The sequence below is a fragment of the Rhizobium sp. No.120 genome (assembly GCF_054558365.1).
The window spans coordinates 168,202-191,305 of sequence record NZ_BAAJNQ010000011.1 but is presented as its reverse complement, the minus strand read 5'-3'; the positions used below and the strand labels follow the sequence as shown (position 1 = coordinate 191,305).

Genomic DNA, 23,104 nt, shown 5'->3' with positions numbered 1-23,104 from the left:
AGTGACTTCGGAATTATGGAGAATTTTTCGCGATTTGCAGCGATTTTAGGATTCATTTTACGCCGACTGCCAGAATCGTCCGGATAAGCGCTTCCAAAGGGCTACTTGCGCCCCGGTGTAAGCACGGATGCCACCTCTCATTGCCAGCCGGACACCCAGGACCTAATAGACATCGATTGATTGAAGGGAGCGGATATGGTGCTTCTCGATAAAAGGCAGGCCCAAGCCACGCTGGCCCGACAGATGCACGTTTTGCCTATGGATATATGCGGGGCAAGCCAACGTGACATATAGAGTGCCTTCATTGCCAGAACTTCCGGTCTCGCATGTGCTTGCCGATATCAGTGCGGCACTCGCTAAAGAGCAGCGCGCCGTGCTCTCCGCGCCGCCCGGCGCCGGCAAGACGACGCTGGTACCGCTTTATCTATTGGGCGAAGCCTGGCGCGGCGATGACAGGATCATTCTTATGGAACCACGGCGGCTGGCGGCAAGGGCCGCTGCTGCCCGCATGGCCTCGCTGCTCGGCGAACAGGTGGGCGATACCGTGGGATACCGCATGCGGCTCGACAACCGCATCTCCGCCAAGACCCGCATCGAGGTGGTGACGGAAGGTGTGTTTGCGCGGATGATCCTCGACGACCCCGAACTCTCCGGCATCTCCACCGTCATCTTCGACGAGTTCCACGAGCGCTCGCTGGATGCGGATTTCGGCCTGGCGCTGGCGCTCGAGGTGCAATCGGCGCTACGCGACGATCTGCGCATCCTTGTCATGTCGGCGACATTGGATGTGGAGCGTGTCGCAACCTTGCTTGACCGTCCTCCCGTCATCGAAAGCATGGGGCGCAGTTTTCCGATCGATATCCGCCATCAGGATCGGCCAGCGGGAGAGCGGATCGAGGATACGGTGACGCGGGCCATCTTCAATGCGCATGCGAGCGAGCAGGGTTCCATCCTCGCTTTCCTGCCGGGTCAGGCGGAAATCACCCGCACAGTGGAGCGGCTGGAGAGCCGCTTCGGAGCGGAGACAATGATCGCGCCGCTCTACGGCAATCTCAGCCAGAAGGAGCAGGATGCGGCGATTAGGCCAGCGCCGCAGGGCACACGGAAGATCGTGCTGGCGACCTCGATCGCCGAGACATCGATCACGATTGACGGCGTGCGCATCGTCATCGACAGCGGATTGCAGCGCCTGCCTGTTTTCGAAGCCTCGACCGGCATTACGCGGCTGGAGACGGTGCGCGTATCGCGTGCCTCGGCCGATCAGCGCGCCGGCCGCGCCGGGCGAACCGAGCCGGGCATCGCCATCCGCCTGTGGCATCCGGGCCAGACGGCGGCGCTTCCGGCCTTTACGCCGCCGCAGATCCTTTCCAGCGACCTCTCCGGCCTCGCACTCGATCTCGCCCATTGGGGCGTACAGGATCCGGCAACGCTTTCTTTCGTCGATCAACCACCTGCGACGACGCTTGCCGAAGCACGAGCCCTGTTGCGACAGCTGGGTGCGCTCGACGCGGATAACGGGCTGACGGCTCGAGGCCGGCTGATGCGCGAACTCGCCCTGCCCCCACGGCTGGCGGCGATGGTGATTTCGGCCGGCGAGTTCGGCCAGGCACGTGAAGCAGCGCTGCTTGCCGTGCTGCTGACGGAACAGGGACTAGGCGGGCAGAGCATCGACCTGGAAGACCGGCTACGGCGCTTTAAGACGGAAAAGGGTGAGCGAGCGGAGGCAGCACGTCGCCTTGCCGGGCGTCTCGCTCAGACGGCCAACAGCAGCACCGGCCCCGCCTCTTCTATTCCTCCGCTCGCCGGCGCGCTGCTTTTGCATGCCTTTCCGGATCGAATCGCGCTGCAGCGCGGCGGACGAGGACACTTCGTCATGGCCAATGGGCGCGGCGCGGAATTGCCGGAGACCGAGCGGCTTGCCGGCTCCCAGATGCTTGTCATCGCCGACCTGACCGGACGTGCGGCGCAGGCGCGCATTCTTGCTGCGGCAGAGATTTCGCGCGCCGATATCGAAGAGCATCTGCCGGGCGAGATCCGCACCGAAGATCAGAGCTTTTTCGACAAAGGGAGCCGGCAAGTGCGGGCGCGGCGGGCGACAAGGCTCGGCGCCATCATCTTCGAGGAGACGCCCCTGCCCCGCCCCTCCGGTGAGCAGGCGGCCAAGGCGCTCGCCGAGGGCATACGCGAACTCGGCATCGACGTCCTGCCTTTTTCCAAGGAAGCCACGCAGCTGCGGGACAGGATCGGCTTCCTACATCGGACGATCGGCGAACCCTGGCCCGATATGAGCGACGAAGCCTTGGCTGCCCGGCTCGGCGAATGGTTCACGCCGTTTCAGAGCGATGCGCGCGGCCTCCCCGACATCTCGGCTGCTGGACTCTCCAATGGGTTGATGTCGCTGGTGCCGCACGAGCTGCAACGCGATCTCGCCCGGATGGCGCCGACGCATTTCGAAGCGCCGACCGGTCAGCGCCATCCCATTCAATATGACGGTGAGGAGCCGCTCCTGACCATTCGCGTGCAGGAGCTGTTCGGGCTGAAGCAGCATCCGTCGATCGGCGGCGGCAGATTGCCGTTGGTGCTGGAATTGACATCGCCTGCGCATCGGCCGATCCAGACGACGCGCGACCTGCCGGGCTTCTGGGCCGGATCCTGGAAGGATGTGCGCGCCGATATGCGCGGGCGATATCCGAGGCATCCATGGCCGGAAGACCCGGCCGAGGCCTTGCCGACGACACGCGCCAAGCCAAGAGGGACCTGACGATGGCACGCTTCTTCCGCGGACTGGAAAAGCTCTCCGAAGCCGAAATGAAGGCGCAGGAGGGCCACCATACCAGCCGGCGGCTGCGACTGCAGACGCTGGTGCGGCTGCGCTGGCTTGCCGTCGGCGGCCAGACGGTGACTGTGATGATCGTTGCCTTCTGGCTGAAATTTCCCATGCCGCTCCTGCCCTGCGGCGTGCTGATCGCCTGCCTTGCCTGGATCAACTTTTTCCTGACGCTGCGCTATCCACCGACGCACCGGCTGGAACCGCCGGCAGCTTTTGCGCTGCTCAGCCTCGACCTTCTGCAGCTCTGCGGGCTGCTGCTGATCACCGGCGGCCTTGCCAACCCTTTCTCGGCGCTGGTCTGCGTGCCCGTCATCATTTCCTTCGCCTCGCAGCCGATCCGCTACAGCATGCCGCTGATAGGCCTGGCGATGATCTGCATTACCGGCCTTGCCTTCTCGCCCTTTCCGCTCCCGTGGTACCAGGGCCTCTCCGTCAGCGTGCACAGCGTCATGCAGCTCGGCGTCTGGTGTTCCATCGCCTCCACCATGGCCTTTGCCGCCTTCTATGCCTACCGCGTCTCCATGGAGGCCTCGCAGCTTGCCGATGCTCTCTCGGCAACGGAGCTAGTGCTGCAGCGGGAAAAGCATCTGTCGCAGCTCGACGGGCTGGCGGCAGCGGCGGCACACGAACTCGGCACGCCGCTTGCGACCATTAGCGTCGTTGCCAAGGAGATGGAGCGCGAGCTCAAAGAGGATGATCGCTTTCGGGAGGATGTGGCGCTGCTGCGCAGCCAGAGCGAGCGCTGCCGCGATATCCTGCGGCGGCTGACGACACTTTCCTCCGAGGATGAGGCGCATATGCGGCGGCTGACGCTATCCTCGATGATGGAAGAGATCATCGCGCCGCATCGCGAGTTCGGGATCATGCTGGAGCTGATCGAAAAGAGCCCCCGTTCCGGCGAACCTGTTCTGTCACGCAATGCCGGCATCATGTATGGCCTCGGCAATCTGATCGAGAACGCCGTGGACTATGCCCGCAAAACTGTGACGATTACCGTGGAATATACAACGGATACTCTCACCATCATCATCGAGGACGATGGCAGCGGCTACTCGCCGGAAATACTGGCGCGCATCGGCGAACCCTATGTCACCTCGCGCCAGCGCGACGACACGGCGGGTGGCCTCGGGCTTGGGCTCTTCATCGCCAAGACGCTGCTGGAACGGTCAGGAGCTACGCTTTCCTTCAGCAATCGCGATCCGGAAACGCCGGGCGCACGTATCCGCGTCGAATGGCCGCGCGTGTTGATCGACAGTAATTCGACAAAATGATTTTCACGGCTTAAAACTGCGGACGTCAAAATCGGTAGAAATATGCAGGCGAATGATCGCCGGGATAGAAGATAGTATGACGGACAAAGAGAGTGCAGCCCCGCAGGCCGGGACAAATGATGCCGCCGGCCACATTGGGGCGGATGCCACATTGCTGATCGTCGACGACGACGGTCCGTTTTTGCGCCGGCTGGCGCGGGCGATGGAAACACGGGGCTTCATGGTGGAAACGGCGGAATCGGTGGCGGAAGGCGTTGCCAAATCCAAGGCCAACCCGCCCAAGCATGCCGTGGTTGACCTTCGCCTCGGCGACGGCAACGGACTGGACGTCATCGAAGCAATCCGCCAGCGGCGCGACGATACCCGCATCGTGGTGCTGACGGGCTACGGAAACATCGCGACGGCGGTGACCGCCGTCAAGCTCGGCGCGGTCGACTATCTCGCCAAGCCGGCCGATGCAGACGACGTCTATGCCGCGCTGACACAGCGCCCTGGAGAGAAGGCCGAAGTGCCCGAAAATCCGATGTCGGCGGATCGCGTCCGTTGGGAACATATTCAGCGCGTCTATGAAATGTGCGAGCGCAATGTTTCCGAGACGGCCCGGCGCCTCAACATGCATCGCCGCACCTTACAGCGCATCCTTGCCAAGCGGGCGCCGAAATAGAACATACTTTTGCCTCGGGAGAAGGACGCTTTAAGCACGACCTGCAAAGGCGTTGGAAGCTAAAGCTCCTCGCCCCCCTCATCCGTCCTTCGGGCGCTCTCTCCCCGAGGGGAGAAGGCAAAATCTTTACCCGTTGCCCATTCGGCCAGCATTAGCCGCTGGGCGGCGGCACGTGAGAAGTTGAGCGTTACCGATTTGCGCGTTGCAGGCGGCAGGCGGTGCTCCGGCGCTTCGCGGATCATATGGGCGCCGTAACCATCCGACAGGAACAGCCCGCAATCCTCCGGAAAGATATCCAGTGGCACGTCCTTATGCGTTGCGAAGAACATCCGGTCGCAATGCTGCCGATATTCAGGCCATTTGCGGTCGACGCGGAAATCCTCGATCGAGGTCTTGATCTCAATGATCCAGATTTCACCCTTCTCCGAAAGGCTGATAAGATCGGCGCGGCGCCCACTGGCGAGCGGCAGCTCGGGTAGTATTGCGTGACGCATGTCGTGCAGTAATAGTTGCACGCCTTTGCGTACAAGCATGGCCCGTTCTGACTGCCTGCCATCTATTAACGGATTGTTATTGTAAACGTTCAAAATCGTCATGAATTGTCTCGTGGACAGGCCCGGCGTTGTTGCAAAAAAACCATGTCCTTCTAATTTGCGCGCCGGCCCTGTTTTTGTGGGGCCACAGCAGCTTGCAAAGCCAAGTTTAATGGAAAATAAACTTTAGACAAAGATGGTTGATAGCCATCCGTTTCCCGCCACGAAAATTCATGAGACTTCCATGCGCATCCGTAATGCTATGACCGCACTCGGCCTTGTCGCAACGCTTGCATCGGCTGGCTATGCCACCGCCGCCGCAGCAGCGCCGGCCGCAACCGCAAATTCGGCTACCGAGACCATCAAGACGTTCGATGGCGACTATGGCGTCACGAGCGACAACGGTTTCCAGCTGCCGGCGATTCCGATCCAGAAGGTGAAGCCGCAGTTCCGCCGTCAGATCGTTGAATACAAGACGGATGAGGCTGAAGGCACGATCATCGTCAACACGCGCGAGCGTCATCTCTATTACATCCTCGGCAACGGCGAAGCGATGCGCTACGGCATCGGCGTCGGCAAGCAGGGCTTCTCCTGGTCCGGCACCGCCTATGTTGCCTGGAAGCAGGAATGGCCGAATTGGCATCCGCCGAAGGAAATGGCAGTCCGTCGCCCGGAAATCGCCAAGTATGTCGATGGCGGTATGAACCCAGGTCTATCGAACCCGCTCGGCGCGCGCGCCATGTATCTCTACAATGAAAAGGGCCAGGACACGCTGTTCCGTCTGCACGGCACGCCGGAATGGGCTTCGATCGGCACCGCCGCCTCCTCGGGCTGCATCCGCCTGATCAATCAGGACGTGATCGATCTCTACAGCCGCGTTCTTCCGGGCCGCAGCACCAAGGTAATCGTGATCCAGTAATCACTGGGCATTTCGGATTGAAAAAGGCCGCCGGATACCGATCCGGCGGCCTTTTTGTTGTTGATCAGAAGCCTCGGGGCCATCCTCGTCCTTCGAGGCTTCGCCCCCCTTCGGCAAGCTCAAGGCTTCCGCGCCTCAGGGTGAGGATGGAGTGCGCTGCGCGGCATCAAGCCAGTTCAACCTGCGGCCTAGCTCTGAAGTTAGCCCTCATGGTGAGGTGCGTAGGCTCCTGAGCGGCCGGGGCCTCGAACCACGAGGGCGGGTGAGGCTCTCACCCCGCCTGCTTTGCCTTCAGCTCGATGCGGCGGCGATGCAGGACCGGTTCGGTATAGCCATTCGGCTGCTCGCGCCCTTTGAGGACGAGATCGAGGGCGGCCTGGAAGGCGACGGAGCCGTCGAAATTGCCTGACATGGGAATGTAGTTGGGATCGCCGGCATTCTGCTGGTCAACCACGGCGGCCATGCGCTTCATGGTTTCCAGAATCTGCGCTTCGGTGATGACCTTGTGATGCAGCCAGTTCGCCATATGCTGCGCCGAAATGCGCAAGGTGGCGCGGTCTTCCATGAGGCCGACATTGTTGATGTCCGGAACCTTGGAGCAGCCGACACCCTGATCCACCCAGCGAACGACATAGCCGAGGATACCCTGGCTGTTGTTGTCAATCTCGCGCTGGATTTCCTCCGGCGTCCAGTTCGGCCGCGAGGCGACCGGCACGGACAGGATGTCGGAAAGCTTGGCGCGGGCGCGGCTCTTCAGGCCCTTCTGCACCTCAGCGACATTGACGCGATGATAGTGGGTGGCGTGCAGCGTCGCTGCCGTCGGCGACGGTACCCAGGCGGTGTTGGCGCCGGCCTTGGGATGGGCGATTTTCTGCTCGAGCATGGCGGCCATCAGGTCCGGCATGGCCCACATGCCCTTGCCGATCTGGGCATGACCGGAAAGGCCGCATTCCAAGCCGATATCGACATTCCAGTTCTCATAGGCGCCGATCCAGGCTGCCTGCTTCATGTCGCCCTTGCGGATCATCGGGCCGGCTTCCATCGAAGTATGGATTTCATCACCGGTGCGATCGAGGAAACCGGTATTGATGAAGACTACACGCTCACGGGCGGCGCGGATCGCTTCCTTGAGGTTGACCGTGGTGCGGCGCTCCTCGTCCATGATGCCCATCTTAATGGTATTGCGCGACATCCCGAGCAGATCTTCGACGCGCGAGAAGATGTCGACTGCGAAGGCGACCTCTTCCGGGCCATGCATCTTCGGCTTGACGACATACATCGAACCCGTGCGCGAATTCTTGCGGCGGCCGTTCGGGCCGATATCATAGAGCGCGATCAGGCCGGTGATGGCGGCATCCATGATGCCTTCCGGCACCTCATCGCCATCACGGTCGAGAATAGCGGGATTGGTCATCAGGTGGCCGACATTGCGCACCAGCATCAGCGAGCGGCAATGCAGGTCGAATGTGCTGCCGTTCGGTGCCGTATAGGCAACATCGGGATTGAGCCGGCGCGTAAAGGTCTTGCCACCCTTGGCGACTTCCTCGGTCAAATCGCCCTTCATCAGGCCGAGCCAGTTGCGGTAAACCTCCGCCTTGTCCTCGGCATCGACGGCCGCGATCGAATCTTCGCAGTCCATGATCGTCGTGATCGCCGATTCCAGGCGAACGTCGGAAATGCCGGCCGGATCGGTCTTGCCGATGGCGGTGCTCGCATCGATGACGATTTCGATATGGATGCCGTTCTGCTTCAGCAGGATATGGGTGGGGGCAGCGGCATCACCGAGATAGCCGGCGAAATGGCTGCCATCGGCGAGCTTTACGGCACCGCCCTTGGCCGCAATCGCCAAGATGCCATCCTTGACGGCAAGGCCGGCGACGTCCTTCCAGCTTGCACCGGCGAGCGGCACTGTAGAATCGAGGAAATCCCGAACCCAGGCGATGACCTTCTCGCCGCGCTTGGGATTGTAGCCCCTGCCCTTTACGGCGCCATCAGTCTCCGGAATGGCATCGGTGCCATAGAGGGCGTCGTAAAGCGATCCCCAACGGGCATTGGCCGCGTTTAGAGCATAGCGGGCGTTCATGACGGGAACGACGAGCTGCGGGCCGGCAATCTCTGAAATTTCCGGATCGACATTGGCGGTCGAGATCGTAAAGGCTGGCCCTTCGGGCACGATATAGCCGATCTCGCGCAGGAAGCCTTCGTAGGCGGCGAGATCGACGGGCGCGCCATTCTTGCGATACCAATCGTCAAGGGCGGCCTGCATCCGGTCACGCTTGGCGAGAAGCTCGCGATTTCTCGGCGCGAGATCGTGGACGATCTTGGAAAAACCGGCAAAGAACGTCTCGGCATCCACACCCGAACCCGGGAGCGCCTCCCTGACGAGGAAATCGTAAAGAACCTGTTCGATCTGCAGCCCGTCTTTTTCAATGCGGCTCATGCCATATACTCCTCAAGGCCGTGTTACGGCTCAATTTTTACATGTTGCCACTTTGCTCACGGTTTCACTTCTGTCAATTTGGCAATAGTTCGAAAGATTTATGCCTCGAGGGAAATAATTAATCTGCGGCGATTCGAGGACGGCCGGTCGCGGTCGCCACGAACCGGGCCTCGATCAGCTTGCGACTGCCTTCCACCTCGGGCGCATCCACCTGTTCGTCCACCGCTACCACCAGATCCACGGCACCATTCAGCCTTGCCTGCGCCATCGCCGCCTCGACGGCGCGCGAACGGGCATCGGCGAAGCTTCGATCCTCGTCCGTGAAGCGCAGGCTCTCGCCTGCTCCATTCAGCACATAAATGCCATCCTCCGGCATGGTGACGAAGACGGTAGCGCTGGTGCGGACCTGGCCGACGACGGCGCCGACGGCATTCGCCACATCCGAATCGCCGGGAATGGCGCCCTCGGTCGCCAGCATTTCAGCAATGGCGGGATAATAGACCGGAGCGGAAGCGCCGAGGCCGACAAGCGGCCGATCGAGCGAAATGGCGAAGCGAGCGATCCCTGGCGCACGGCGAAGCGCGCGATCGATAGAGATAGATTTTGCAGGATCCAGGTCGGCCACGCCATCTTCGGCCAAGCAGGCGGCAAGAATGACGTCGGCCGACTGGCGGGTGAGGCGATCGACGATCTTCTGCGCCAATTCTTCGACGGATTCGGCGATGGGGCCTCCCGACCCATCCTTAAGCCGCATCGCCAGCGCCAATCCCAACCGAGCAGCCTCGGCATTCCACTGGCTCTGCCGGCCAAGCACATGCATGGCGTCGGAAGGCGTCAGGCCGCTCAGATGCACGAGGCCACGCGCGACAAGCCGATCCAGCGTCGCCTTCTGAGACGTCATCGTCAGGAGCTTATCGAGCGCCACGGGCACGCTGCCGATGCGATCAAACAGCGCCTGCTCTGGCCCGGTCAGGCCGTTTGCAAGATGATCGGGTACGCCGGTGCGGAGCGCAAAGCGGCCGGCGTTGCGAGCGAGATGCGTCGCCCGCAGCTGCTGCTCCAACACTTCAAACACGGCAGCTCGATGCATGTGAGCGGCGAGGCTCAGCGGCAGCAGGCGGCGCGGGCCGAGTTCGAAAGCAGCGACGAGGCCGCGGTCGTTGATTTTCACTTCGGAATCGCCACCGAGACCATAGGTGCGCATGGCGACGGCCTCGACCATGGTGCGGTAGCCTCCGACCACAGCACCATCGGCATCCAGCCGCGGTCGGCGATCTTCCATGACGGCGACATCGGTGGTGGTGCCGCCGATATCGGAAACGACGGCATTATCGAGGCCGGTGAGATAGCGGGCGCCGACAAGGCTTGCGGCGGGACCCGACAGAATAGTCTCGATCGGCCGCAACTTGGCTTCATCGGCGGAAATGAGGGCGCCGTCGCCGCGCACCACCATCATCGGGGCGGCAATGCCGCGTGTCGCCAGAAACCTTTCGCAGGCACCGACAAGACGGTCGATCATCGACACGAGGCGGGCATTCAGCAGCGTCGTCAAGGCGCGGCGCGGGCCGCCAAGCTTTGAAGAAAGCTCATGGCTGCAGGTGACGGGCAGATGCGAGAGTTCGCGGATGCAATCGCGCACCCTGATTTCATGAGCCGGATTCCGCACGGCGAAATAACCGGCAACGGCAAAGGATGAGACCGACTTCGCCAGGTCCGGCAAGGCTTCCTGCAATGCCGCCAGATCGAGCGGATTTTCGTTGCCATGAACATTGTGGCCGCCGGGGAGGAATAGCACGGGATCGGAGCCTAATGCTTCCGCAAGACCGTCACGCTTGAGATCCTCGGGGCCGAAACCGATCATGATCAGCCCGGCACGGCCGCCCTGCCCTTCCACCAGCGCGTTGGTGGCAAGCGTCGTCGACAGCGACACGAGACCGATGGCCGAAACGGGAATATCAGCCTTGGCGATGACGGCATCGACGGCGCCGGCGATGCCGACGGCCAGATCATGCCTGGTGGTCAGAGATTTCGCCTTGGCGATCACGCCATCGGTTTCATTAAAGAGAACGGCATCGGTATAGGTTCCACCCGTATCGATGCCGAGCAGGAAGTGAGATGTCACGGCAATATCCAGCTCTTGAATGCACTGCGATGCCGTTATTGCACCCTTCCTGGCCGAGCCGCTAGCTGGCAAGCGGCAAAAACAGTCCTACCGCCTCGTAACCCGCATCGGCAGACCACCGCGCGGCTGCGTCGTCAGCTTCTGCACCGGCCAGGGATTGGTTTCTTCGGTCAGATCGAAGCGAAAGCGGCGCATCATGACGGCAAGGGCGATGACCGCTTCCTGGAGCGCGAATGTGGCGCCGATGCAGACGCGGGGGCCTGCGCCAAAAGGCAGGTACTGGAAACGATTGATCTTTGTTCGATTCTCCGGAAGAAAGCGCTCCGGCATAAAGGCGCGCGGCTTTTCCCAGTAAAGTTCGTGGCGATGCAGCGTCCAGGGCATGATCAGGACGGTGATGCCTTTTTCTATCGTCACGCGCTCGCCTTTAGCACTCATCCATTCGTCATCGGCGATAGCGGCACGATTGATCGACGGCGCCGGCGGATAGAGGCGCATCGCCTCCTCGAAAGCGGCGCGGACGTTCGGCATGAGATCGAGCCAGGCGACCGGCTCCGCATCGGTTGCGACCACCCGGTCGATTTCTTCTTCCATGGCCTCGCGAATGTGTGGGCTATTGGCGACGCAGTAGAGCGTCCAGGCCAGTGCTCGGGCGGTCGTCTCGTGCCCGGCACCGATGAACGTGAGAATATTGTCCTCGATCTCCTCCATCGTCAGCGCGTCAGGACCGGCCTTTTCGAGAAGCAGCGTCAGGAAATCATCAGGGGCGCTGGCGCGATCTCGGCGCATCTTGTCCAGACGCTGGTCCATGGTGGTGCGGACGATGCCGCGGAACTTGTCGAGCACGCGCTGGCCGCCGATGCGGGTGATGCGCGGCACCCAGCGGGGAGCACGCAGGAGATCCATGGGATCGACCCGGCCCATGCGATGCAGGAGTTCGTTGACCTCGTCGGCGAAATGTTCGCCATCGGTGACTATCTCGCCAGAAAACAAGGTTTCCGCCAGAATGGCGAAGGTGAGTTCGGTCATGTCGGCCGCGATATCGAACACAGCGCCTTGGTCGCCGATCTCATCGTATTTCTGCATATAGTCCAGGCTCTGGCTCAGCATCTGGCCGGCGAAGCCCTGGGCATGGCGCGGGGTGAACACCGGCGCGACCGCCTTGCGCGAGCGTTTCCAGACAGGCCCTTCCGCCGTCAGCAGGCCATCGCGCAGGATCGGCCGGAGCACGAGCTGGCGGATATCGGACATGCGATAATTCGCGGCGTTGTCGACCAGAACATGCTTGATCAGGCCCGGATCATTGATGATCAGCGTCCGCTCGTTGAAGAATTTGGTCTTGATCCAGGGCAGCGTATAGGAGGGCTCGCCCCAGAGTTCGAGCGGATTGCGCAGAATCGTGCGGATGATTGTCAAGCGCGACGGCGGCACCGTGCGTGGAATAGGCGCCGGCGGGGAGAAGGCTTCCGGAATCATGTCCATCAGATCAATTCTCCTCGAAAACCGGCCGTTGCTGGATCTATGCCGCTGGAGCGGCGCGCCCATCCGATATGGGGAACGCTGCATGCGAAATCCAGACGATAAAACGTCGCGCTGCGCGCTTATAAAAGCGACTTCAGGTCGCTGAGCTTATCATTTATGAGCCAGCCGTAGTAATTTTCTTCCGGCCAGACTGGCTGCGAAGAGCCGCGGTTCTTGGCGGCAAGAGCGGCGGCGCGCTTGCGGGAATTACCGAGATTGTAGAGCGTCGCGGTGATGCCCGGATTGCCTGAGATATCCATGCCGGCGATCGAACGATAATCGTCGATCGACTTGCGGATCGAGGCCGCAACGAAGGCCAGCGACAGGTCCGGATCCATGATCGCCTTGTAGACGCCGCCCGCATCCTTCTCACTAAGCTTCGGAATGCCCGAGGTGCGGCTAACAAGATCCGAAAGCTCCAGCGCCGTCAGCGGATTGACCTGGCCGAGGCCGAAGGTCTGGCCGGCATAGAAGGGCTGAAAGAAGACAGCACTGAAGCGATTGTCGGGATAGGATTTGCTGCCGACCGTCTTGCCGCGGAAATCGTCTTCCCAGACGTCTTCTCGGCAGGTCCAGAGGCTGTAGGAATCGCCCTTGCCCTTGCAGGTGTCGAATTGCGGCCGGGCAACGAAATCATCGACATTTTCGCCATCATAGGCGAAGCGGAAGCTCTGGCCGGCATAGGAAGCGGCCTTGACGTAATAGGACTGCAGACCGTCATAGGCGTCGACATTGTAGGTATGCTCGCCGACCAGCGCGCCGATGATGTGGATCGGCTCGATGCCGTAGGCCCGCGCCGTCGACTTGATCTTCGCCATCAGCTTCGTGTCGGTCGCGAGTAATTCGCGAACCTTCTGGTACTTGCGTTCAAAGGTCGAATTCGTGCCGCGCGTGCGCCGGACGGAGGCGCCGGGAACCGGCGGCTGCTCGGCATTGCGGTTGCCCGGAGGCACCGCGGTCGCCGCATCCGCATAGGCTGGTATCCAGGAGAAGCTGGCGACCGCCAGAAGAAGGGTGATCAGTATGCGTCGCAAGATGGCTGTCCTGTCGAAGTTTCAACCGATGTTTCCGAGCGACGGACTGGCGGACAATCTTGGCCGAATAAAGCCATCCGACATAAGGAAACGGGCCCCTAACTAAAAAGTTAACGGCCCGTTGTCGAGTATTTACTGTTTTAGATCGCCTTCACCCGCCCGCTTACAGAATGAAGCGAGACAGATCGGTGTTCGCTGCGAGGTCGCCGACGTGCTCGCGGACATAGGCGGCATCGATGGTCACCGATACGCCAGCACGATCCGAGGCATTGTAGGAGATCTCGTCGAGCACCCGCTCCATGACAGTCTGCAGGCGGCGGGCGCCGATATTCTCGACGGTGGAGTTAAGATGCACGGCGACATCGGCGAGCGCGTCGATGGCATCGTCGGTGAAGTCGAGCTTCAGGTCCTCCGTTTCCATCAGCGCCTTATACTGGCGGATGAGGCTTGCCTGCGGCTCGGTGAGGATACGACGGAAATCCTCCTTGGTCAGCGGACGGAGCTCGACGCGGATCGGCAGACGACCCTGCAATTCGGGCAAAAGGTCCGAAGGCTTCGAGACGTGGAACGCACCGGACGCGATGAAGAGGATGTGGTCGGTCTTGACCGGACCATACTTCGTCGAAACCGTCGTGCCTTCGACCAGCGGCAGCAGGTCGCGCTGCACGCCTTCACGGGAGACACCGGCACCCATGCCGCCGTCGCGGGCGGCGATCTTGTCGATCTCGTCGAGGAAGACGATGCCGTCATTTTCGGCGGACTGCACGGCTTCGCGCTGGATCGCCTCGTTGTCGATCAGCTTGTCGGATTCGTCGCGGATGAGCTCCTTGTAGGAATCCTTGACCGTCGTGCGCACCTTCTTCGTGCGGCCACCCATGGCCTTGCCGAACATTTCGGAAAGATTGAGCACGCCGATATTGGCGCCTGGCATGCCGGGGATCTCGAAGCCGCCGGGCATGCCGGAGCCGGTATCGGCCACTTCGATATCGATTTCCTTGTCGTCGAGCTGGCCGTCGCGCAGCTTCTTGCGGAAACTGTCGCGCGTCGCCGGCGATGCGGTGGCGCCAACCAGCGCATCGAGGACGCGCTCTTCGGCGCTCATATGCGCCTTGGCCTGCACCTCGGCGCGCTTCTTTTCGCGCACCAGGCCGATACCGACTTCGACGAGGTCACGGATGATCTGCTCGACATCGCGGCCGACATAGCCGACCTCCGTGAACTTGGTGGCTTCGACCTTGATGAAGGGGGCGCCGGCAAGCTTGGCAAGGCGGCGGGAGATTTCCGTCTTGCCGACACCGGTCGGGCCGATCATCAGGATGTTCTTGGGCATGACTTCGTCGCGTAGCTCGGGCTCGAGCTGCTGGCGGCGCCAGCGGTTGCGCAGTGCAATCGCCACGGCGCGCTTGGCCTCATGCTGGCCGACAATATAGCGATCGAGCTCGGAAACGATCTCGCGGGGGGAAAAAGTGGTCATTTCGTATGTTCCCTATCAGGGCTAGAAACTATCAAGAGAGGAACGTCTTAGGCGTCGGCATCGAGCGTTTCGACGACCACGTTATGGTTCGTATAGACGCAGATGTCGGCAGCAATATCGAGAGCGCGGCGGGCGACGTCTTCAGCCGATTTGTCGCTATCCATCAGCGCGCGTGCGGCGGCGAGCGCGAAATTGCCGCCGGAGCCGATCGCCATGGCGCCATGTTCGGGCTCAAGCACATCGCCGTTGCCGGTGATGGCGAGCGTTACTTGTTTGTCGGCAACCAGCATCATGGCTTCGAGGTTGCGCAGATATTTGTCGGTACGCCAGTCCTTGGCGAGCTCGACAGCGGCGCGCATCAGCTGGCCGGGATATTGTTCGAGCTTCTTTTCGAGGCGTTCGAGAAGAGTGAAGGCATCGGCGGTCGCGCCGGCGAAACCGGCGATGACATCGCCCTTGCCGATGCGGCGAACCTTGCGCGCATTGCCCTTCATTACGGTCTGGCCAAGGCTCACCTGGCCATCACCAGCCATCACCACCTTGCCACCCTTGCGAATAGTCACGATTGTCGTCATTTAACACCTGTTTGCCCCCGTTTCGGCGGGCTTTCTGCCGGGCCGCGTATCGGCCCCGTCAGCACCTATGTAAGAGGGGTTTTGGCGATTGCAAATGGCAACCGCGCCCGAATAATGGCGGCAAGCCGGCTAAACGCGTAAGGCCCTTGCGTAACTTCTGGATATTTCCCGATACGCCTGATAAGGAACGGCCGTATTCCGATGGAGCAGCCCATGGCAGAGACCGCAGCGAGCCGCACGGCAAGTGTATCCCGCAAGACCAACGAGACCTCGGTCTCCGTTTCCGTCAACATCGACGGCAGCGGCAAATCGACGATTTCGACGGGAGTCGGCTTCTTCGACCATATGCTGGAACAGTTGTCGCGGCATTCGCTGATCGACATGGAGATCGACACCAAGGGCGACCTGCATGTCGACGATCACCATGCCGTCGAGGATACCGGCATCGCGATCGGCCAGGCCATTGCCAAGGCGCTGGGCGACCGGCGCGGGATCACCCGCTATGCCTCGATCGACCTCGCCATGGACGAGACGATGACGAAAGCGGCCGTCGATCTTTCAGGTCGGCCCTTCCTCGTCTGGAACGTTTCCTTCACAGCGCCGAAGATCGGCACCTTCGATACCGAGCTGGTGCGCGAATTCTTCCAGGCCTTAGCGCAGAATGCCGGCATCACCTTGCACATCCTCAACCATTATGGCGCCAACAATCACCATATCGCCGAGACATGCTTCAAGGCCGTTGCGCGCGCATTGCGCACCGCAACCGAGATCGATCCGCGGCAGGCAGGCCGGGTGCCCTCGACGAAAGGCACGCTCGCCTAAGCCCCAAACTGGGGAAGTGAAGAATGGCAAGCTATCTGATTTTGACTCCTCCCGGAGCAACGAACCGGCCCGAAGCATCGGATCACACGCGATTTATCCGCGACGGCTTTTCGTGGACGGCGTTTTTGTTTCCGACGCTCTGGATGCTCTTTCATCGGCTGTGGCTGCACGCGATCGCCGCCTTTCTGCTGCAAGGTATTGCGCTGGAACTGATGCGTCAGCCGGGCTTCTTTGCCGCTGGAGCCGCACTTCTGCTGGGCGTACATATCCTTGCGGCTCTTGAGGGCCGGCATGCGGTCAGCAATCGTCTCCTTGGCCGCGGCTGGACGATTGAAAACCTCGTCTCGGCACACGATCTGAGGACCGCGGAGGAAATCCACTTTTCCCAGCTGGAACAGGCGCCAAACCCGAATATCCATTCGAAAAACTGGGATATCTCGGCCACCAATACGAATACCAGCCGCCCAGGCCCGAGCTTCGGCCTTCCCGGCTATGACGGAGGACGCTGACCATGCGGGTCGCGATTATCGACTATGGTTCCGGCAATCTGCGCTCGGCCACCAAAGCTTTCGAACGGGCCGCCCGCGAGGCAGGCATCGACGCGGAGATCGATCTGACTGACGATGCCGAGCGCGTCGCAACCGCCGACCGCATCGTGCTTCCCGGCGTCGGCGCCTATGCCGATTGCCGGCGGGGCCTCGATACCGTACCCGGCATGACGGAAGCAGTCATTGACGTTGTGGAACACAAGGCTCGCCCTTTCCTTGGCATCTGCGTCGGCATGCAGCTGATGTCGTCGCGCGGGCTGGAAAAGACGATCACTCAAGGCTTCGGTTGGATCAAAGGCGACGTCAAGGAAATGACGCCGAGCGACCCGAACCTGAAAATCCCGCAGATTGGCTGGAATACGCTGGATATCCGCCACCCGCACGCGCTCTTCGATGGGATCGAGACCGGGCCTGACGGCTTGCACGCCTATTTCGTCCATTCCTACCATCTGGCCGCCGACCACGGCGACGATGTCATCGCGACGACGAACTATGGCGGACCGATGACCGCTTTCGTCGGCCGCGACAACATCGCCGGCGCTCAGTTCCATCCGGAAAAGAGCCAGAAGCTCGGCCTTGCCTTGATCGCCAATTTCCTGCGCTGGAAGCCATAAGGCTCGCGCTCCAAGGACAGATATCATGATTCTTTTTCCCGCTATCGACCTCAAAGACGGCCAATGCGTGCGGCTCAAGCTCGGCGACATGAGCCAAGCGACGGTCTACAATCCCGATCCCGGTGCTCAGGCGAAAGCCTTTGAAGATCAGGGCTTCGAATGGCTGCATGTCGTCGATCTCAACGGCGCCTTCGCCGGCGAGACCGTCAACGGTGCCGCCGTCGATGCCATCCTCAAGGAGACAAAGAACCCGGTGCAGCTCGGCGGCGGCATCCGCACGCTCGATCATATCGAAAACTGGCTGTCGCGCGGGCTTGCCCGCGTCATCCTCGGCACGGTTGCCGTACGCGATCCGGCGCTTGTCGTTGAAGCCTGCCGGCGCTATCCGGGCCATATTGCGGTCGGCATCGATGCGAAGGGCGGCAAGGTGGCGGTCGAGGGCTGGGCCGAGGCGTCCGAACTCGGCGTCATCGAACTCGCCAAGAAATTCGAGGGCGTCGGCGTTGCCGCGATCATCTATACCGATATCGACCGCGACGGCATTCTGACCGGCATCAACTGGGACTCGACTTTGGAACTGGCCAATGCCGTTTCCATCCCCGTCATCGCTTCCGGCGGGCTTGCCTCGCTCGACGATATCAAGCGCATGATCCAGCCGGATGCCCGTAAACTGGAAGGTGCGATCTCTGGCCGCGCGCTTTATGATGGCCGGATCGACCCCAAGGAAGCATTGGCGCTGATCAAGCAGGCCAAGGAGGCAGCGCAATGACCCTAAAAGCCCGCGTCATACCCTGCCTCGATGTCATGGACGGCCGCGTCGTCAAGGGCGTCAACTTCGTTAACCTTATCGATGCCGGCGATCCTGTCGAGGCCGCCAAGGCCTATGACACGGCCGGTGCCGACGAACTCTGCTTTCTCGACATCACTGCCTCCTCCGACAATCGCGATACGATCTTTGACGTCGTCGCCCGCACGGCAGAACAGTGCTTCATGCCGGTCACGGTCGGCGGCGGCGTGCGCACCATCGCCGATATCCGCAAGCTGCTGCTCTGCGGCGCCGACAAGGTTTCTATCAACTCGGCGGCGGTCAATAATCCCGATTTCGTGGCCGAGGCGGCCGACAAGTTCGGCAATCAGTGCATCGTCGTTTCCATCGACGCCAAGCGGCGACGCACCGAGGCACTCGGCGGCGACAATCTGAGCGCCTGGGAGATCTACACCCATGGCGGCCGCAACGCGACGGGCATCGACGCCGTCGATTTTGCTCGCAAGATGGTCGAGCGGGGTGCCGGCGAGCTGCTCGTTACCTCCATGGATCGGGACGGCACCAAGGTCGGCTACGATCTGGAGCTGACACGGGCGATCGCCGATGCGGTGCGCGTTCCCGTTATCGCATCGGGCGGCGTCGGCGATCTCGACGATCTCGTTGCCGGCATCAAGGAAGGCCATGCGACGGCAGTGCTTGCCGCTTCGATCTTCCACTTCGGCACTTATTCGGTGGGCGAGGCAAAGCGCTATATGGCCGAGCACGGCATTCCGATGCGGCTGGATTAGGAGACATCAAGCGATGAGCGGATTTACCCTTTCCGACCTCGAACGAATTGTCGAGGAGCGCTCCAAGGCCTCGCCCGACGAATCCTGGACCGCAAAGCTTGTTGCCGCCGGCCAGCCGAAGGCGGCGAAGAAACTCGGTGAAGAAGCGATCGAAGCCGTCATGGCAGCGGTCATCAATGATCGCGACAACCTTACTTATGAGGCCGCCGATCTGCTGTATCATCTTATGGTCGTATTGAAGATTGCCGGCATTCCGTTAGAGAATGTCTTGGGTGAGCTCGAGAGGCGCACCAGTCAATCCGGCCTTCAAGAGAAGGCAAGCCGGTAAAACGCAATGACGATAGCGACCAAAACCGAGCCAGCGCACGAGACACTCGATATTTTCCAGGCGAAAGCCTATTCACCCTATTATTTCTTCTCCTCGGAAGAATGGGCGAAATTCCGGGCCGACACGCCGCTGACGCTGACCGCCGACGAAGTCAAACGACTGCGCTCGATGGGCGACCCGATCGATCTCGACGAAGTCCGGCGCATCTATTTGTCGCTGTCACGACTTTTGTCCTCGCATGTGGAATCCTCGCAGATCCTGTTCGAGCAGCGCAATCGATTCCTCAGCCTCTCCGATATCGCCAAGACGCCCTTCGTCATCGGCATTGCCGGCTCCGTCGCAGTCGGCAAGTCCACCACGGCCCGTATCCTGAAGGAATTGCTGGGCCGCTGGCCATCAAGCCCGAAAGTCGATCTCGTCACCACGGACGGCTTTCTCTATCCGAATGCCGAATTGCAGCGCCGCAACCTGATGCAGCGCAAGGGTTTTCCGGAAAGCTACGATACGGCAGCGCTGCTGCGGTTCCTCTCGGCGATCAAGGCCGGCCAGCCGAATGTGCAGGCGCCTTCCTATTCGCACCTTGTCTATGATGTGCTGCCGAACGAATTCAAGACGGTCGACCGCCCGGACATCCTGATCTTCGAAGGCATCAACGTGCTGCAATCGCGGCATCTGCCGGCTGACGGCAAGATCGTGCCGATGGTCTCGGATTTCTTCGACTTCTCGATCTATATCGATGCCGACGAGGAGCTCATCCACAATTGGTATGTCGCCCGTTTCATGCGGCTGCGTGAGACGGCCTTCCGCGATCCCAACTCCTTCTTCCATCGCTACGCCTCGATCAGCGAGGAAGAGGCGCTGGCGATCGCCGAGGGGCTCTGGAAAAACATCAACCTGAAGAACCTGCGCCAGAACATCCTGCCGACGCGGCCACGCGCCGATCTCATCCTGCAGAAGGGCAAGAATCATCTGATCGAGCAGGTGGCGTTGAGGAAGCTCTGAGGCTCAGGGCTGCACCCGCCTTAAAGTCAGGTTTATCCGGCCGCCATTCTTTAGCAACGTCGATGTCGAGGGATAGATGCGGTCGACGCCGTGAAAGCACAATCTTCCCTCGCCACCGAGAACGACGATATCGCCGCTCGAGAGTTTGAAAGATAGCGTGCGATCATTGCGATTGAGGCCGCCGACGCGAAAGAGGCAGGTGTTGCCGAGCGAGATCGACAAGACGGGGGCAGCGAGATCCTGCTCGTCGCGATCCTGATGCAGGCCCATGCGGGCATCGTCGTCGTAGAAATTGACAAGGCAAGCCTGCGGCGGCTTTTCATAGCCTGCTATATCATTCCAGAGGTCAAGCAGTTGCGAGGGCATCGCTGGCCATGGCTTACCGGTGACCGGATGCGTCGGCTGATAACGATAGCCGCGCTGCTTGTCCGTAACCCAACCGAGCGAACCGCAATTGGTCATGCGCACCGACATTTCCTTGCCGGTGCCGGGCATGACAGGCGTGAACAGCGGCGCCTTGGCCACGACGCCGCGAATTACCTCGACCAGCGCTTCCTGTTTGGGACGGTCGAGATAATCGGGAAGATGACGAATTCCGTTGGGAAGCAGCATGACGGTCTTCCGAAAATTCAATCCGCTCAAGATAGCGCGACAGGCGATTCGGAGCAGCCTGAAAAGCCAACCTAATCGCCGCCCGGTTTACCGCGCATCTTCTTAACCTCAGAGCGCCCGGATTTCTCCTTCAGCCGGCGCTCGATCGATCCTTTTGTGGGCTTGGTCTTTCGGCGCGGCGGTGGCGGCGGAGCGGCGGCTTCGAGGATCAGTTCCTTCAGCCGCTCGCGTGCGTCCTCGCGATTGCGATCCTGGCTGCGGAAGCGGCTGGCCTCGATCATCAGCACGCCGTCCTTGGACACACGACGGCCGGCAAGTCTGACCGCATTCGCTTTGACGCGGTCGCTGAGTGAAGGGGAACTCACAATACCGAAAAACAATTGGACCGCGGTCGCGACCTTGTTGACGTTCTGGCCGCCAGGACCGCCAGCCAGAACGAATTGTTCCGTCAGCTCCCAGCCGGCAATCGTGATCCGGTCGTTGATATAAAGCGCTTCGCTGGCCATGATTTTCTCCGCGCCTGTCTATCCCACATTGATGCGTGGTTGAAAACCATTACCGGATAAAACGAAACCCGGCGAACTGGTCGCCGGGTTTCACGTGAGTCATTCCCGCTCTGGATGATTATTCTGCAGCGACCGGCATCCCCGGAGCCGCGTCACGAACGTTGCCATCCACATGATCCTCGAACTTGGCGAAGTTGGTGACGAACATCTGCACAAGCTTCTTGGCCTGGGCATCGTAGGCGGCGCCATCGGCCCAGGTGGAACGCGGATCGAGGATCGCGGTATCCACACCGTCGACGGCGACCGGAACCGCAAAGCCGAAATTCGCATCGGTGCGGAATTCGACATTGTCGAGATCACCCTTCAGAGCAGCTGCGAGCAGCGCACGCGTCGCCTTGATCGGCATGCGGCGACCCGTACCATACGCGCCGCCGGTCCAGCCGGTGTTGACCAGCCAGCAACGGGCACCATGGCGGGCGATCAGCTCCTTGAGGAGGTTGCCGTATTCGGCCGGATGGCGCGGCATGAAAGGAGCGCCGAAGCAGGTCGAGAAGGTGGCTTCCGGCTCGACGACGCCCTTCTCCGTGCCCGCGACCTTGGCGGTGTAGCCGGACAGGAAGTGGTACATCGCCTGATCCGGCGTCAGCTTGGCGATCGGCGGCATGACGCCGAATGCGTCCGCCGTCAGCATGATGATCGTCTCGGGATGGCCGGTGATGCCGGATTCCGAGGCATTCGGGATGAAATGCAGCGGATAGGCGCTGCGGGTGTTTTCTGTCAGCGAACCATCGTCGAGATCCGGCCGGCCATGCTCGTCGAGCACGACGTTTTCCAGCACGGTGCCGAAACGGCGGGTCGTCGCGTAAATTTCCGGCTCGGCTTCGGCCGAGAGGCGAATGGTCTTGGCATAGCAGCCGCCTTCGAAGTTGAAGATGCCGTTTTCGCCCCAGCCATGTTCGTCGTCGCCGATGAGCGTACGAGTCGGATCGGCCGACAGCGTCGTCTTGCCGGTGCCCGACAGGCCGAAGAAGATCGCGGCATCGCCTTCGGGACCGACATTGGCCGAGCAATGCATCGGCATGACGCCGCGTTCCGGCAGCATGTAGTTCAGCGCAGTGAACACCGATTTCTTCATCTCGCCGGCATAGGAGGTACCACCGATCAGAACGATGCCATTGACGAAATCGCAAGCGATGACCGTTTCGGTGCGGCAGCCGTGACGCTCCGGATCGGCGCGGAAGCTTGGCAGGTCGATGATCGTCAGCTGCGGTACGAAGCTTTCGAGCTTAGAGCGATCGGGACGGATCAGCAGATTGCGGATGAACAGCGAATGCCAGGCGAATTCGGTGATGACGCGCGTCGGCAGAGCATATTCGGCGTCGGCGCCACCGATCAGATCCTGCACGAACAGGTCCTTGCCACGAACATGGGCCAGCATGTCCTCGTGCAGCAGCTCGAAGTGCTCCGGCGACATCGGCTTGTTGTTATCCCACCAGATCTGGTCTTCCGTGATGGCATTGCGCACCACGAACTTGTCCTTCGGGGAACGGCCGGTGTGCTGGCCGGTTAAGGCCCTGAGCGCACCATCGGCTGTCAGATCGGCTTCGCAACGGCGAATCGCTTCTTCGTAAAGATGAGCCTCCATGAGGTTGTAACGCACACTGGCGGCGGCTCCCAGGCCGATCGATCCCAGTTCAGTCGCGGGATTGCGGACGCCGAATTGCTCCATCACTTT

Annotated in this window: 21 protein-coding genes; 11 read left to right on the top strand and 10 right to left on the bottom strand. The window is 61.1% G+C overall.

Annotated elements, in window-relative coordinates; translation table 11 throughout:
* Window positions 1-295: 295 nt before the first annotated feature.
* From hrpB to ACYJRZ_RS25045, 3 genes are all read left to right on the top strand, one after another.
* Window positions 296-2,761, top strand: coding sequence for an ATP-dependent helicase HrpB (hrpB, locus tag ACYJRZ_RS25055; protein WP_459463553.1), 2,466 nt, complete (start codon window positions 296-298; stop codon window positions 2,759-2,761).
* A gap of 47 nt (window positions 2,762-2,808) precedes the next feature.
* Entirely contained in the window at window positions 2,809-4,101 is a 1,293-nt protein-coding gene (locus tag ACYJRZ_RS25050; RefSeq protein WP_459463552.1) for an ActS/PrrB/RegB family redox-sensitive histidine kinase, read from the top strand.
* A 76-nt stretch (window positions 4,102-4,177) separates the two neighbouring features.
* Complete coding sequence (locus tag ACYJRZ_RS25045; protein ID WP_459463540.1) at window positions 4,178-4,765, top strand: ActR/PrrA/RegA family redox response regulator transcription factor; 588 nt, start codon at window positions 4,178-4,180, stop codon at window positions 4,763-4,765.
* 59 nt (window positions 4,766-4,824) lie between these two features.
* On the opposite strand, the gene ACYJRZ_RS25040 is transcribed toward ACYJRZ_RS25045, so the two are convergent.
* Complete coding sequence (locus ACYJRZ_RS25040) at window positions 4,825-5,361, bottom strand: MmcB family DNA repair protein (protein ID WP_459463539.1); 537 nt, start codon at window positions 5,359-5,361, stop codon at window positions 4,825-4,827.
* Window positions 5,362-5,542: 181 nt separating this feature from the next.
* On the opposite strand from ACYJRZ_RS25040, the gene ACYJRZ_RS25035 reads away from it, so the two are divergent.
* On the top strand, window positions 5,543-6,217 hold the full coding sequence (locus ACYJRZ_RS25035) for a L,D-transpeptidase (protein ID WP_459463538.1): 675 nt from the start codon (window positions 5,543-5,545) through the stop codon (window positions 6,215-6,217).
* A gap of 271 nt (window positions 6,218-6,488) precedes the next feature.
* Here ACYJRZ_RS25035 and ACYJRZ_RS25030 read toward each other — a convergent pair whose 3' ends face one another.
* The 6 genes from ACYJRZ_RS25030 to hslV form a co-directional block, all read right to left on the bottom strand.
* A complete protein-coding gene (locus tag ACYJRZ_RS25030; protein WP_459463537.1) occupies window positions 6,489-8,657 on the bottom strand; it encodes a malate synthase G in 2,169 nt (722 codons plus the stop codon).
* A gap of 118 nt (window positions 8,658-8,775) precedes the next feature.
* Entirely contained in the window at window positions 8,776-10,779 is a 2,004-nt protein-coding gene (locus tag ACYJRZ_RS25025; RefSeq protein WP_459463536.1) for a hydantoinase/oxoprolinase N-terminal domain-containing protein, read from the bottom strand.
* An 87-nt stretch (window positions 10,780-10,866) separates the two neighbouring features.
* Window positions 10,867-12,261: a cytochrome P450 gene (locus tag ACYJRZ_RS25020; protein ID WP_459463535.1), complete on the bottom strand. Its 1,395-nt coding sequence runs from the start codon at window positions 12,259-12,261 to the stop codon at window positions 10,867-10,869.
* Between the two features lie 119 nt (window positions 12,262-12,380).
* Window positions 12,381-13,334, bottom strand: coding sequence for a DUF1402 family protein (locus tag ACYJRZ_RS25015; RefSeq protein WP_459463534.1), 954 nt, complete (start codon window positions 13,332-13,334; stop codon window positions 12,381-12,383).
* 163 nt (window positions 13,335-13,497) lie between these two features.
* Window positions 13,498-14,808 carry an ATP-dependent protease ATPase subunit HslU gene (gene hslU / locus ACYJRZ_RS25010; protein ID WP_459463533.1) on the bottom strand — a complete coding sequence of 437 codons (1,311 nt, stop codon included), beginning with the start codon at window positions 14,806-14,808 and terminating at the stop codon, window positions 13,498-13,500.
* A gap of 47 nt (window positions 14,809-14,855) precedes the next feature.
* Entirely contained in the window at window positions 14,856-15,383 is a 528-nt protein-coding gene (hslV, locus tag ACYJRZ_RS25005) for an ATP-dependent protease subunit HslV (RefSeq protein ID WP_459463532.1), read from the bottom strand.
* Between the two features lie 213 nt (window positions 15,384-15,596).
* Here hslV and hisB point away from each other — a divergent pair, with 213 nt between their 5' ends.
* From hisB to coaA, 7 genes are read left to right on the top strand one after another with little or no spacing between them, the layout of a single operon-like run.
* Complete coding sequence (gene hisB, locus ACYJRZ_RS25000) at window positions 15,597-16,205, top strand: imidazoleglycerol-phosphate dehydratase HisB (protein ID WP_459463531.1); 609 nt, start codon at window positions 15,597-15,599, stop codon at window positions 16,203-16,205.
* Between the two features lie 23 nt (window positions 16,206-16,228).
* Entirely contained in the window at window positions 16,229-16,714 is a 486-nt protein-coding gene (locus ACYJRZ_RS24995; protein ID WP_459463530.1) for a DUF2628 domain-containing protein, read from the top strand.
* Between the two features lie 2 nt (window positions 16,715-16,716).
* On the top strand, window positions 16,717-17,367 hold the full coding sequence (gene hisH / locus ACYJRZ_RS24990) for an imidazole glycerol phosphate synthase subunit HisH (RefSeq protein WP_459463529.1): 651 nt from the start codon (window positions 16,717-16,719) through the stop codon (window positions 17,365-17,367).
* Between the two features lie 25 nt (window positions 17,368-17,392).
* A complete protein-coding gene (gene hisA, locus ACYJRZ_RS24985) occupies window positions 17,393-18,136 on the top strand; it encodes a 1-(5-phosphoribosyl)-5-[(5-phosphoribosylamino)methylideneamino]imidazole-4-carboxamide isomerase (RefSeq protein WP_459463528.1) in 744 nt (247 codons plus the stop codon).
* Window positions 18,133-18,921, top strand: coding sequence for an imidazole glycerol phosphate synthase subunit HisF (gene hisF, locus ACYJRZ_RS24980; protein WP_459463527.1), 789 nt, complete (start codon window positions 18,133-18,135; stop codon window positions 18,919-18,921). Before hisA ends, hisF begins: the two co-directional genes overlap by 4 nt.
* A gap of 13 nt (window positions 18,922-18,934) precedes the next feature.
* Window positions 18,935-19,249 (top strand): phosphoribosyl-ATP diphosphatase, encoded by a 315-nt coding sequence (locus tag ACYJRZ_RS24975; RefSeq protein WP_459463526.1) that lies wholly within the window; start codon window positions 18,935-18,937, stop codon window positions 19,247-19,249.
* A gap of 6 nt (window positions 19,250-19,255) precedes the next feature.
* Window positions 19,256-20,251 (top strand): type I pantothenate kinase, encoded by a 996-nt coding sequence (coaA, locus tag ACYJRZ_RS24970; RefSeq protein WP_168841868.1) that lies wholly within the window; start codon window positions 19,256-19,258, stop codon window positions 20,249-20,251.
* A 3-nt stretch (window positions 20,252-20,254) separates the two neighbouring features.
* Here coaA and ACYJRZ_RS24965 read toward each other — a convergent pair whose 3' ends face one another.
* The 3 genes from ACYJRZ_RS24965 to ACYJRZ_RS24955 form a co-directional block, all read right to left on the bottom strand.
* Complete coding sequence (locus ACYJRZ_RS24965; RefSeq protein WP_459463525.1) at window positions 20,255-20,863, bottom strand: alpha-ketoglutarate-dependent dioxygenase AlkB; 609 nt, start codon at window positions 20,861-20,863, stop codon at window positions 20,255-20,257.
* Window positions 20,864-20,934: 71 nt separating this feature from the next.
* Window positions 20,935-21,369, bottom strand: coding sequence for an alternative ribosome rescue aminoacyl-tRNA hydrolase ArfB (arfB, locus tag ACYJRZ_RS24960; RefSeq protein ID WP_459463524.1), 435 nt, complete (start codon window positions 21,367-21,369; stop codon window positions 20,935-20,937).
* A gap of 118 nt (window positions 21,370-21,487) precedes the next feature.
* On the bottom strand, window positions 21,488-23,098 hold the full coding sequence (locus tag ACYJRZ_RS24955) for a phosphoenolpyruvate carboxykinase (RefSeq protein WP_459463523.1): 1,611 nt from the start codon (window positions 23,096-23,098) through the stop codon (window positions 21,488-21,490).
* Between the last annotated feature and the right edge of the window lie 6 nt (window positions 23,099-23,104).